We start from the raw sequence: 13,559 nt of genomic DNA, 5'->3' as shown, positions 1-13,559 counted from the left end.
CTGCCCTACTCTGGTTCAAAGCGGGCATCGAACCAGTTGGCATGATCTAGGACATCGGCCCCATCGGCGAACTCGACCACCAAGGCGATCCCCTTCATCCCTTTCACGGGCACATCGACGTCGACGGGCAAGTCTCCACCACGGACGATTGGGCTTTCAAAGACTGGTTTCCATTGGCTGCCGGTCTCGCTGACGTAAACTTTGAAGACCACACTGCCAGCGCCGTCGGTGTCGTCGTCGATGCCGACTTTGGCTTTGAAGCGAGCATCGCTTGCTTCGACCCGGTAGGCTAACCGAGCGGTTGCATGCAGCCCGATTCCTTTCTGGCTGATATAACCGTCAGACTTGAGCGTGCCGCCGAGAATGTTACGGTCTTTTTTGTATTCCCAACTAGGGGCCAGAAAGCCCAGAGTTTTGAAGCCGATTGCGTCTAAATCGGAAAGGTACCGTACATCGTTGCCAAGGGGACGCAAATAAACCATGTACGCATAGGCGTTTTCTAACGCCGAAGAACGCAGTGCGAAACCGCTACGCATTTGCAGGGTAACGCGGTCGTCAGCGAGGCGGATATTTTGGGCCAGGAACATGCTGCCATCGCGGAACCCAATCCAAACCCCTTGCTGCGGGGGCGCGGACGTCGCACTCGTTTGTGCGAAGTAAATCTCTTCGATCCGGCGGCGATCGAGTTCCAGCGATTTCTCGCCAACTTGAAACTCTACCTTCAGCGCCGAGAGGTTACGGAACGTGCCGTCGATGTAGTCGCCGTTGGAAAGCAACAGGCGATCGTGCGATCCTTGGTAGTTGTGAATGCGATCGAGCGATTGGCGTGTTTGGTCTGGATCGAGATGCGCCCTTAGTAAGATACCTCGGAGCGGGCGCAAGGGAACTTGCATTTCGTCCCACAACTGGCAGTAGGCATGCAATGTTACCCCTTCGGTTCGTAGTTCTTTGGCGGCGAAATACGAGCCGTCTTCCAACGCGACGACACTGTCTTCTTTGATCAGCCCTGGATTGCCAAACCGCACTATCTGAGAAACGTCGATATTCTGTCCCGGCCCGGTCCATTGTCCGGAAAGGGGAAACTCGTTGAGCGACACCGTACGTTCAGGTTGGCCGATCGTCTGGATCTGGCTGGTCAATGCCGACTGAGCCAAGCAAGGCGAAGCCAGGCCGATCAGCAAAACAAAACTGGCAAAGCGGAAAACAGACACGGAAAATTGCATCACTTCTGAAAAATAGGCAAATAGTTGTTCGGAAGTTGCAAGACGATGCAGGCCATCGCGGTGCCGTATTCGGGGCAGATAAAGTCGGTCCAGAACCCCTGAGTTGTTTGGCGATCTTGGAGGACTTGGCGAATGGTGCGGTAATATTGTTCCCAACGCTGCGTACCGACCTGCCAGAACGCTTGGGCAGCATAGTATTGCCCGTAGAAGAAATGATTGTTGCCGCGGAATGTGCTTTCATGCGGCAAGTTGTCTTCTAGGTAAAGGAGGGCACGTTCGATGACTTCCCCTTCGTACATACCGGCACTGTAGAGCGCGACGACCCCTGCGGCTGAACGAGGGAAAGCACTTGGTCCCCCGCTAAGCATATAGCTGAAACCGCCGTCGGCATTTTGGCTGCGGGTAACGTAACTTACACAGCGGTCGACGGTTTCGTTAGGAACATAAATGCCAGCGTTGCGGGCCGCTCGGAGGGCCATCATTTGACAAACGGTAACCGAGATATCGGCTTCGCTCCGCACCGGTTGATAACGCCAGCCACCATCGGCGTTTTGGGTGTCGACAATCAACTTGATAGCGGCTCGGAGGGTGTCGCGCAGTTCAGGGTTCCCGGTCATGCCGTAGACTTCTGCCAGAAACAACGTGGCGAAGCCGTGCCCATACATGGGGCCATGCGTGCGGGCATTCGGTACCGCGACGAAACCGCCACTTTGCGTGTTAGCCAACAGGTAATCGACACAGGACGAAATATTCGCTCCGTACGGTCCCCGGTTAGGGGAACTGCCTGAGGCCATGAACGCCAAGCCTGCCAGGCCAACCACGGCCGTGTTGGCTCGATAGCCGTCGTTGCCAAACGCGCCTCGTAAATCGCCCACCGAGGTTTGGCGTTGGGCCAGGTACTGCAAACCGTTATCGATGGTCGCTTGGATGTCTTGCGTAATTAGTCCGCGCGAGCCTCTGCGCGATGTGCCACGCCAATCCTGGGCCGGCAGCAACGAACCGATCCCACAGCCGGCCGCCGTTGCCAGGGCAGATTGAAGCATTGTTCTACGGGAAAAGGATTTCATGGGACGTCGTTGCTTTTCTAAGGTTCGACTTCCGCCAACTTGCGAAAGTATTCCTGGGTAAGGCGTTCGTACTTGGGCAGAAAACGTTCCATTGAGGTGTTCGAGATCTGCTTACGGAGATGGGGTGGCAAGTTTCCCCAAGCCTTCTTGATCAGGGCATCTTGTTCTTCTGGTGAAATGGCCAGCACGGCTTCGTTGCGTAGTTGGTCGGAACTGTCTTGCCCCTCTTGGGCTTGCTTTCCCTGCTGCATCTGCGACTCGCTGGGCTGGGAATCGCTGCCAGAGGATGGCTGCCCTGATTGTTGCTGATTTTGCTGCTGCGACTGTTGCTGCCCTGATTGCTGCGATTGATCAGAGGACTGCTGTTGCCCCTGCTGCGATTGTTGCTGGTTTTGCTGCTGATTCTGTTGTTGCTGCTCTTGGTTCTGGTTTTGTTGTTGCTGGGAGTTATTCTTTTGATTTTGTTGCTGCTGCTGTTGTTCCAGCAGCTTGTTGATTTCTTCGATGATCTCTTGCTGCATCGCCACGGTTTGTTGTTCGGCCTGGCCTTCGGCGATGCGTTGCTGGACTTCGCGCATCAAACCGCCGATTTTGGAAAGAGGGTCGCCGGAGGTCGCTTTGGCGGAAGGGTCGGCACCAAAACCACGAGCCCCTTCGGCAGCGTCGTCGCTGGGGTCAGGCTGCCCTGCCGGAGGCTTTTCTTGCGATGGTGGCTGCGTGCTTTTCGGAGCCTCTTTCGCTTCGGCGGGAAGGTTGAGGTCGTCGAATAGGTCGCTGCCCAGGTCGTTAAAAAGTTCCTGGTCCAACGAAGACATGCTGGGATCGGCAGGGTCACTTTCTTGGGCGGTGACTTGACTAGGGGCGATCCCGCCACCTACAGCCAAAAGCCCCACCGTAATTAGTGACAGCAAGATGAGCGGTTTACTCGGCATCGGGCACCTCTGGCGTGTCTTCTTCCGGATTGGTCGGTTCGATCTCGGGAAGCTTGTCAGGATCGAACAACTCCTCTTCGGTGGTCTTGATGAGGTTTAAGGTCAACTCGGATAGGCGTCCTTGTTCTGCAGCGAGTCGTGCCAGCTTGTTCGGATTGGCTTGCTGCGGATCGGCGGCGATTTCTTCCCCTAACTTTTTCGTGCGTGCTTTGAGCGACTCTTGCATTAACTTCAGCAGCCGCAACTGGGCCGTTTGGCTGATGCCATCTTGGCTGCCACCGGGTTGCTGTTGTTGTTGGTCTTGCCCCGGCTGTTGCTCTTGCTGCGCTTGTTGCTGTTGTTTTTGTTCTTCCTCTAATGCTGCCACCAATTGTCGCAAACGGTCGACCGCTTCATCGGCCAGGGCAATCATCGAAGGGTCGAGCTTACCGGAGTCTAGCAGACGGGCTAGGTCGGTCGTGACTTCGGCTGAAAGTTGTAGCGAAAGATGATACACCTCGGCCTTGGCAATCGCATCGGCAAACGAGCGAATTTCGTCGGTCAGGGTGGCCTGTTCGATTGAGAGTCCCGCTAAGGTTTGGCTTTGGGCTGAGGTGAGGTCTCCCTCGGCGAGTTGCAGTTCGTGCAGGCGAACCATTTCGTCCCGGATTCGTTCCTGGCGAATGATGAGCAGTTCGATCGATTGCTTCAGCTTAGCGGCCATTTCCTGGGCCAGGTCTTGCTCGAGCTTTTCCTTCTGCTTTTCGAGTTCCTGCTCGGCCTGTTCGAGATCTTGTTGAGCTTGCTCGATTTGCTCTTCCAGTTGCCCTTGGTCCATGTTCTGGGCTTGTTGTGCGGCATCTTCCAAACGCTGGGCCGCGTCGCGCAGCTTTTGAGCGGCACTCTTGGCTGATAGCCGTTCTAGCTTGCGGGCCAATTGTTCGGCTTGTTGTTGCAGCTGTTTCGCCTGGGCGGCCAACTGCTCCAGTTTTTGTTGCTGCGTTTGTTGTTGCCCCTTTTGCCCGGCTGAATCAGACGGGTTCTGTTGCTGGGATTCTTGAGCTTTGGTTTTTAGTTCTTTCTGCTGCTTTTTCAATTGTTGCAGGTCTTGTTGAGCTTCATCCAATTTGCGAAGTAGTTCTTTTTTGTCTGTTTCGCGACGATTTTGCAGCGTATCGAGAACGTCTTGCAGTGACTTTTCGACTTGCTCTTGCGAGTCTTTGGCAGTGGCAAGCTGGTTTTGTTCGATTCGCTGACCAGCTTGGCGCATTCGCTGCGAGACGGCCGCGTCTCGGTTTTCGGTGATCGCGTCTTGCAGCGTGTTGGCGACGTCTTCGTTCTCGGGATTGTTTTGCAGCATGTCTCGCATACGCGCTTGGATGCGGTCCATTTCGCTGGCTAAGTTGGTTTGCTGTTCCCCCATTTGCTTGAGCGAAGCTCGCTGCTCAGGCGTCATCTGGTCGACTTCCTGGCCGAGGGTTTCTCCTTGCTTTGATTGAACGTTTCGCGAGAGTTCGGCTTGGCGGTTGGCCAGGTCACGAACATCAAGGGCAAAGCGGCGGAAGGTATCCCACTTGTTCAGGTCATTCTGCCAATCTTGCAATTGCCCGGCGACTTTCTCTTGTCGTTGGCCAATTTCTTGGAGCTGTTGTTGGGCTTCCTGCTGCTCGGCTGGGGGGGCGTCTTCCGTTGGTTTGTCGGCATCGGGGGAACCGTCTGGCGAGGGTTGCTGCGGATCGCCGTTCTCTTGGCGATCGTTGCCTGGTGATTGAGAACGTGAAGCGTTGCGGCGTAATTGTGTTAATTCCGATTCAATCGGATTCAGATCCGAGTTGGCGATTGCTTCGATTTTCTCTTTCAGTTCCCGCAGCAAACCAGCGGCGTCGTGATCGTGTTGGCGGTTTTGTTCGAGTTCGTTCAACAACGAATCGATCTTCGCGGCGGCACTTTCTTCACCGGCGACCAGTTTGTCGCGGACGCTCTTCTGGTTTTGTTCACCATTTTGCAAATTGGCCATTTCGGCAGGGCCTAGCGGGGCTCCTTCTTCCAGTTCAATCTCGACGCTGCGTGTTTGTTGGCGTGCATCTTGTTGTAAACGCCGGGCTTCGGCGATTTTGGAAATGATGTCGCGCTGCTGACGATTCACCCGTTGATCGAGTTGTTCGTCGGAGATGATCGTGATGAGACGTGGCAGGCTGTTGCCGATTTGGGGACGATAGTCGCTGGCGGTCACGACCAGTTCTAATACCATGCCGGGGGCTAGGTTGTTCAGTTGGGACAAATCAAGCGGATATTCAACCAATTGCTCTTCTGCTTGTCCCATGGCCAAGTTGGTTGGGGCTGATACCAACGGGCGATCGGTCGGGCCTGTGTATAGGTTGTCTTCCAAGACCAACGTGTTGTCGGCTGGTTTACGCAGGGCAAGCTTGATCGACTCGGTCTTGAGGTCGTCGCGCACACTGGCCGAGAGATCGAGCAATGCTTTGGGGGTAAGCGTCATGTTCCGCTGGGGTTCGACCCACGACACTATCGGAGCTTTGTCTTGAATAACGCGGACCGGATAACGTTGCCCTTCTGCTTTCTTAAGGCCAGACTCGACGGTGACTTCCACCCAATAGTTGCCACTGGCCGTTAGAACTGGTCCGACCGGAGTAGCGGTTGATTCGGTAGCAGACTTCGTCATGAAAGAAAGGCGATCCTCACCGATTTCCAGGGGGAACGTTTCGGTTTCGCCCGAAGCCTCAAACACAAACCGCGCCTCGTCGATCTTCTGATCGACCTTGCCGAAGAGCTGAAGCGAGGTGCCAGCCAAGGCGATAATCGAACGCGGTGATTCACTGGGGAGCCACCGCGTATAAGCAGGAGGAACCAGCGTGATTTGAACGTCGGAAAACTTCGGTGGCTTAACGACATCGACCGGCTGCCAAGCCATGGTGTTGTCGTCGCCTCCTTGAACGCGGAATTCAAACGGTCTTTGGATTCCTTCCAATTGATAGACCATCCGCTCAGAGGGGAAGTCAAACTGCATGGGGTAGGTTAACGGGCGACCGTTCGGTTCGTACCGAATTTGGAGCTCGACCAGTTCCGGTAGTTTTTGATTGAGGTCTTCAACCTCGAACATCGCGCGGCCACCTAGCGGAACGACCTCAGGGGGATCGACCACCGCCAAGTCATTCACACGCGGCCACTCGACCGTTCGCCACGGCATGGCTAAGCGTGTCAGTGCGGTACCAAAAGCTTGGGGAGAAAACACGAGCACGGTAAGCAGAACGAAGAGACCTCCGCCGAGAGCATACAACGAACGCGTGGCCAATTGCCGATTCAACGCCACCGACAAATCGGTATGGCTCAGCGTGTCGGTCATCTCGCTGATATGTTTACGGCGAAAATAAGGTGAACTGCCAGCGGCATCCGCTTCGTCTTGTTGCAGAAAGAAAAGCGCGCTGGAGATCTTATCGTGAAGTTCGGGGAAGAATTGTTCGATACGTTGGGCGATCTGTTGTAGCGACGGATGCCACTGCCAGGCCGGGAGTGTCCACCAGACAAACGCGAAGGCCAGGCCGGCCAGGGTGATCAGCGAGAGGAACCAACGCGTGCCGACATCGTCTTGCCGCAGAAGGTAATCAAACAGAGCCATCGCTAAAAGAAAGCTGATCGCTGCAAACAGGCCCCATGCAGTGCCGCGCAGCCGAACGCGGCGCATCACCGCTTGGCGCGCTTCTTCCACGCGGGTGACCAATAGGTGGCGCACCTTGTGGGAGTTCGATTTGCCAGCGTCGGAAGCCATCCGTTTTTTTCCTCTGCGAAATTTAAACCAAGCCCATGCGTTTGCGCACGACCCACTCACCAATTAATAGTGTGACGAACAATAAGGCAAGTTTCCAGGAATTCCAGAGCGGTTCAGGGGGTAACGTCTGAATTCTTACCTGTCTACCTTTCGGAAGCACATCTAACAGCGAATCTGCTTCCAGAAATGAAAAATATTGACCACGTGTCATCGTGGCAGTTTGTTTTAGTTGCGGCAAATCCATATCTAAGCGAGTCATTTCGCCTGCGACCGGTTCCACCGTGAATTCTGTGGAGGGTGGTTTGGTTTCTCCGGAGTTCCCTCGTAAGAGGGGCTGTACGATCCAGAGGCGATGCTCACCGGTGGTCAGACCAGGAATGGTGGCCTCGAACAGGTCGCGGTTGCCGGCGATGCGGCTCATGGTGATGGTCCGTGTTCGCCCGTCAGGCTTTTCGAGCGTGAGCTGCACGCCGTCGTCTTCAGGCGGGGCTTGGCTTTCGTCGAGAAATCGGACCCGCGCGGTGGCTGATTCGCCGGTGCGATAAGTCGAGCGATCGACGGTCAGTTCGACCGCACCGTCGGAATCGAGCAAGCTGGAGCGAGCCAAGTAGCGGATTGATTGCATCCAGAATTCGTCGTGGTAATCCCACCGCCATAAATCGTCGGTACCCAGGAACAGGACTTTCCCGCGACCGATAAACTGCTGTGTTAAGAGTGGTTGCTGGGAGCCATCGGGCTGGTCGGCGTTGGCCAAGCTTTGGGCACCTGGCTTTAACCGTTCGATGGGGACGTTCCAGTACACTTGCGACATGCCTCGCCAAGCGGAAATCGTTTCCGCAGGCAGCGGTGTAACTTGCAGCGGGAGCGTGTTCAGGCCCAATTCCGTAAGGCTCACGCGAACCGGATCGACATAGGCCTGGTCAGGATCACCCTGGCGAACGTCATCCAACGAAAACGGGAACAACGCTTCCAGCGGTGTCGAGCGATAATCCCACGGGAGGAAGAATTGCCCACCGACAAACATGAGACCACCCCCTTTGACTTCGACAAAGTCTTGCAGGTGCTGTAGCTGTTCGCGGCTGAGAAAGGCAGAGTTGACGTCGCCGATGATCACCACGTCGTACTCGAACAGTTCTTGTCGCGTTGCCGGAAAAGCAACTTCGGCGGTCTCGTCTTGATCGGCGTACGCTTGGTCGGCGTCTTGCAGAATGGTGGTCAGGGCGAACGCTTTTTCTGCTTGCCCAGAGGCAGGGCTACGTTTGAGTTGACGTTCGAGCAGCATTTTCAAGAAGCGGAACTGGAAGCGAGGATAAGCTTGAACGTAGAGGACTTTGATGGTGGCATCGAGCACTTTGACTTTGCGAGGGACGATGTTTTGATCGTCGTCTGTCTCAGGCGTGCTGCCTCGGGCTTGAACCTGAAACTCGAATTCGCCCACTTCTTCCGGGCGGAATTGTAAGCGAAGCTCGCGGGTGACCTGCTGCTCGGATAAGGTGAGCGAAATTTCGTCTAGTATGCGGCTAGGGTCTTGCTTGTCGGCAACCGAGACGGTGACTACCTCGCCCGGCATGCCTTGGGCGGATACGCGTACAACGAACGTGAGCATGTCCCCCACGAACGCCACCGGATCGACGACCACCTCTTCGATTTTCAGTTCGCGGGTAAGTTGCTGACTTCCGATGCCGATGGGGAAAATGGGGATGCCGCGGAGCGAGGCTTGTTGAGCTGCTTCGGTCAGACTGGGGCCCTCGATGGTGATGCCATCGGAAAGCATCACGACAGCGGCAGTGGGGCGGCCTCGTTGTTGTTCTAGAATTTGCGTGAGGCTGGTCCCCAAGCGGCTGACCTGGCCTTGGGGATCGGTGGTGCGAAGCAGGTCCGAGAACTGGTAGTCTGGCACGGATAGTGCTCGGCCAGATTCGCCCATCCAATAGGTTCGTACGTTGTACCGTTCACGCAATTCTCGCAGGAGCTTCTCGTTGTTTTCCAGCAGCAGTGTGCGGGCTTGGTTCCAGCGGGTGGGCTCGCCTAGATTCGCGGCTTCGACGCGTGAACGGACCAGCGATTCTTCCTCAGGTGAAAGCGTGTCGAGATGAGACATGCTTTGCGAGTCATCTAGGGCAATTACCAAGTCCGGGGCATCGGTTTGAAACGGCTGCTGCTGCAACCCATACAGCATGAACAGCACAATGCCCACCAGCGTCAGGCGGCTAATCAATAGGCCGACCCATTTGGGGATGGCACGTTGCCGGTTTTCCCGCCGATAGATCCAGCCGAAGAAGACGATCGCCCCAATCACAATGACCAGCGTGACCCAAGCTGCCCAGGGAGCTGCCCACTGCAAGGTAACTTCCATGGTCGAGTCCGTCGCCGGACTATCGTCGGCCAAAGCCCATCGAACAAATTGTCGCCAGGCATCGTTCATCGTGCGGCTGCTCCATAGCGATAGGCGAGGAAACTTTCCAGAAACAGCAAGCCTAGCACCATGATCAATGCGTAGCGAAACAGTTCAAGTGAGGAGGGTAACGCGCTGATCTGGCCTCCTCCTGCTGAATCGAACCCATGGTCTCCCGGCTGAAGCCCGATCGGCAAGGTATCGATCGCCACGCGGGTAAGGTCGCTTTCCCGCGTATCTGGGTTCACCGCGAACTCGACAATTTTTTTCGAATCGGCAGACAACGATTTCGCATAGTAGATTCCGACTTGATTGGTGCGATCGAAACTCCAATAGAGGCGTTCGTCGCGGGCAGTCGCTTCGATGCGGCTCGATTGCCGGTCGGGACGGATCACTTCGATTAAATTGGCTCCCAGATCTCCTTGGATAACCCCTTCAAAGACATCGCCTAGTTGGCGATTACGGCGGTCGAGTTGAGAGGAAACGGCCTGGGCGAGCGACTCTTGAACCAGCGGAGGGAAGCTGGGCCATGTGGGAAACACCGTCCAGGCAGCAGGCGGTTCGACACTCCGATCGACCGAGGCGGTACTCGCCGGCAAGCAGAAGACAATGACCTTGCCACCTTGTTGCGGCAAGGTTTTGGCAGTCTCTTCGGCGGGCGTTTGGTAACGCGACGTGATGATGGCCGGATCTCCGGTTCCAAACCACAAAGCGGCCTGGGCGGGAGAATCTTCCGGGATGGTCACGCGGTAATAGGTCCACACCGGCGTTGTTAGGAGTCCGCCTGCTTGCTGGCCACGGAATGGCTGGACCATCGCGTGGTCGTAGTCGCGAGGATCGAGGAAGTATTCGCCACGTTGCGAAGGGCCATCGAATTTGAGGGGAACAATCGCTGGGGCTTGCGGGGTAGCAGCCGCCAAAGAAGCGTTCCAGTTGGCGGCATTCACGTGGTCTCCTAAAAAGAAAACCAGCCCCCCGCCCCGCTCGACATAACCGCGCAAGATCGCCACTTCGTCCGGAGCGAAGCGGGCCACGTTCGAGAGGTAGACAGCATCATAACCGAGCAGGTCGATATCAAGCAGCGAGGAGGAACTTAGCGTGTCGATCTTCACCGACGATTGAGCCGAGTCGGTAGGATCGAGGGCCAGCTTCAGAAATTTTAGGGAGGGGACGTTGTCCGCCAGGCAAGCGATCCGAAGTTGCTCTTTCACTTCGACGACTACGAAATAGTGGTTGTCGGTTGAAAGCAGATCTTTGTCCAGGTGGAACTCGATGGAGTGCGTCCCAGGCTCTTGGAAAACGGTTTCCATCTCGATGCTGACCAACTGGTTGTCGACAAAGGGAACGATCTTCTGCGAAACGAGCTTGCCGTCGACAAGCATTTGCACCACCTGACTCGGCAACTCGGTGGCGTTGTCGCAGGAAAGCTCGATACGAAAACGGGCCGGCTCACCAGGCGTGAGGAACGGGGAAAGGGGACGAACACTCAAGATAGCACTGTTGGTGGTGGTTGGTTGTCCCAGGTCAAAGGCACGAACGATTGCCATCTCTTCAATTTTTTTAAGAAGCTGTTCATTCGTCTGTGAAATGCCACTTTCCCACGTGGTGGCGCCATAGTCCGTCAGCAAGCAGACTTGAGCACGTTGCAAGCGTGGAAAGTCGCGTGAGGCGATTCGCAATGTTCCTTCGACTTGGGCCAAGGCCAAATCCGCGACGGCGACTCCAGGATCGATTTCAATTTGATCGATTTCGCGGAGGACATCGTCGGGATCAAACGCTGGTTCCGAGATGATATCTTTGGCCGTGCGTCCCATGGCGATCAGAGTAAAACCATCTCCTTCGGCCGCATCGTTGACAATCCGACGAGCCATTTCTTTGGCTTTGTCGAGCCGCGTTTGTCCTTCTTCGCCGTAGGCCATGCTGTAAGAATGGTCGATCACAAGGACCGTATGCGTCGCCGAACCAGGGCCACCAAAGTTGGCGAAGTTCGTTCCACCGGTACACGAGATGTCGGCGAGTGCGATGGCAAAGAACAGTAAGATCGCACAGCGAACCAGGAGCAAGAGCAACTGTTCGACTTGAATGCGGCGGCGATTTTTCTTCATCGCTGACAGCAAGAATTTCATCGCGGCCCAGTCGGTTTCGCGGTAGCGACGACGATTCCAGAGATGAATGAGAATCGGCGCAAGCGCGGCCAAGCCCCATAACAACATCGTCGCACTAGAGAAAGCGAAAGGGTTCACGGAATTCCGATGATCAAAACAGGTTGAGTTAAACCAACCGCGCGTTGCGGTGATTCAGGAAGTTACGCAGGACGGCATCAAATGGTTGATCGGTCCGAATTTGGGCATAGTCCATTTGGTTGGCCAACGCTTGCGAACGGAGGTCGTTGACGAACGCTTCGATCTCTTGGCGATACGCTTTGCGAACCGAGATGGGATCGGCCAATAGTTCTGGAAATGCTTCCAGACCGTGGAACATGGTGGGGCGGTCGAACGGGAAATCGAGTTCCGCTGGATCTAGGATTTGCAGCAGCACGATATCGTGCTTGCGATACCGCAGATGCTTGAGCCCCGCCATGATCGAGTCGACCTCGTCGAAAAAGTCACTCATGACAATCACCAAGCCACGACGATTCAAACGCCCGGAAAGCTCGTGCAAAAGAGGCCCCATCTGGGTTTTCTCTTTCGACTCTGCCGTTTGCAGCACATCAATTACTTGTTGCAGTTGGACCGGGCTGCCGCTGGCCGGAACCAAGTTGCGAATCTGATCGTCAAACGTGACCAACCCGACGGCATCTTGCTGTTGCAAGATCAGCCAACCGATCGTGGCGGCCAGACACTGGGCGTACTCTAGCTTCGAGATGGCCGCAGTGGGACCACGATAGCGCATGCTTTCGCTGACGTCGACCACCAGGTTGCATATCAGGTTGGTCTCGTCTTCGAATTGCTTGATGTAGTATTTGTCGGTCCGGCCTAAGACTTTCCAGTCGAGATAACGGAGGTCATCTCCTGGGGCGTAGTCGCGATGCTCGGCGAATTCGATCGAGAATCCACGGTGGGGACTTCGATGCGAACCGGCGATCAACCCTTCCACGATATGCTTCGCCCGGAGCCGCAAGCCCTGGACATTAGCCAGCGTCTGAGGATCTAAAAGCTTCGGCAAAATTGCTGTCCTCTACCGTGGTAGGTGTCGATTCCAAAATTTTCTGAATCACGTGATCGGTGGTGATGCCTTCCGCGTCGGCGTTGAAGCTGGTGCGAATGCGATGTCGTAGCACCGGCAAAGCGACCGCTTGAATGTCTTCGGTGGTGGCGAACTCGCGGCCGTGCAAAATGGCCCTCGCTTTGGCCCCCAGTACCAAAAACTGGCTCGCTCGCGGACCGGCACCCCATTGAATGTAAGGAGCCATCGGCGAGGACGTGCCTTCTACCTTTCGCGTTAGCCGAACGAGGCGAATTGCATACTGGGCTACCGGGTCGGCCACTGGGACGCGACGCACGACCTGCGAAAGTCGAATGATCTCTTCACCGGTAAGCAGCGGTGTAATCGTGGTATCGATATCGGCGGTCGTCCGTTTGACAATCTCAAGCTCTTCTAGCTCCGACGGATAATCGATCCGCACGTTGAACATGAAACGGTCCAACTGGGCTTCTGGCAGCGGATAGGTTCCTTCCTGCTCGATTGGGTTTTGCGTCGCCAGCACAAAGAACGGAGAAGGTAACGCATGCTTGGTACCGCCAGCGGTGACCTGCTTTTCCTGCATCGACTCTAACAGAGCGGCCTGGGTCTTGGGGGGCGTACGATTGATTTCGTCGGCCAAGATCACATTACTAAAGATCGGACCACGAACAAAACGATAGGCCCGTTCGCCGGTAGCTCGGTTCTCTTGGATGATTTCTGTCCCGGTAATATCGGACGGCATCAAATCAGGCGTGAATTGAATGCGGTTGAATTCCAGATGCAGGGCGTTGGCCAGCGAGCGAACCATTAAGGTTTTTGCCAAGCCTGGCACCCCTTCCAGCAAGCAGTGTCCGCCCGCAAAAAGGGAGATCAAGAGCTGCTCGACGACCTCTTGCTGTCCGACAATCACCCGGCCGATTTCGCGTTGCAAAAGTTCGTACGATTCGGCCAGTTTTGCCGCTGCGGCGGCATCGTTTTCGCTACTCATCCGTA

8 protein-coding genes are annotated in these 13,559 nt (G+C 55.6%); all 8 read right to left on the bottom strand.

The window, feature by feature from the left end:
- Positions 1-5: 5 nt before the first annotated feature.
- The 8 genes from DTL42_RS21160 to DTL42_RS21120 are packed head-to-tail and all read right to left on the bottom strand — an operon-like array spanning position 6 to position 13,554.
- Entirely contained in the window at positions 6-1,211 is a 1,206-nt protein-coding gene (locus DTL42_RS21160) for an NPCBM/NEW2 domain-containing protein (RefSeq protein WP_158545505.1), read from the bottom strand.
- Between the two features lie 11 nt (positions 1,212-1,222).
- Entirely contained in the window at positions 1,223-2,290 is a 1,068-nt protein-coding gene (locus DTL42_RS21155; protein ID WP_199590191.1) for a prenyltransferase/squalene oxidase repeat-containing protein, read from the bottom strand.
- 17 nt (positions 2,291-2,307) lie between these two features.
- Entirely contained in the window at positions 2,308-3,222 is a 915-nt protein-coding gene (locus DTL42_RS26095; protein ID WP_147274389.1) for a hypothetical protein, read from the bottom strand.
- Positions 3,212-6,988, bottom strand: coding sequence for a DUF4175 family protein (locus DTL42_RS21140; RefSeq protein ID WP_114371912.1), 3,777 nt, complete (start codon positions 6,986-6,988; stop codon positions 3,212-3,214). Before DTL42_RS21140 ends, DTL42_RS26095 begins: the two co-directional genes overlap by 11 nt.
- 22 nt (positions 6,989-7,010) lie before the next feature.
- Positions 7,011-9,413: a hypothetical protein gene (locus tag DTL42_RS21135; RefSeq protein WP_114371910.1), complete on the bottom strand. Its 2,403-nt coding sequence runs from the start codon at positions 9,411-9,413 to the stop codon at positions 7,011-7,013.
- A complete protein-coding gene (locus DTL42_RS21130) occupies positions 9,410-11,626 on the bottom strand; it encodes a BatA domain-containing protein (protein ID WP_147274388.1) in 2,217 nt (738 codons plus the stop codon). Before DTL42_RS21130 ends, DTL42_RS21135 begins: the two co-directional genes overlap by 4 nt.
- A 28-nt stretch (positions 11,627-11,654) precedes the next feature.
- On the bottom strand, positions 11,655-12,548 hold the full coding sequence (locus DTL42_RS21125) for a DUF58 domain-containing protein (RefSeq protein WP_234824299.1): 894 nt from the start codon (positions 12,546-12,548) through the stop codon (positions 11,655-11,657).
- Complete coding sequence (locus DTL42_RS21120; protein WP_114371905.1) at positions 12,514-13,554, bottom strand: AAA family ATPase; 1,041 nt, start codon at positions 13,552-13,554, stop codon at positions 12,514-12,516. Before DTL42_RS21120 ends, DTL42_RS21125 begins: the two co-directional genes overlap by 35 nt.
- Positions 13,555-13,559 lie beyond the last annotated feature (5 nt).

It is taken from the genome of Bremerella cremea, assembly GCF_003335505.1.
Taxonomy (GTDB): domain Bacteria; phylum Planctomycetota; class Planctomycetia; order Pirellulales; family Pirellulaceae; genus Bremerella; species Bremerella cremea_A.
Note: the sequence above shows the minus strand (reverse complement) of the source record. Positions and strands in the feature narration are given on the sequence as shown.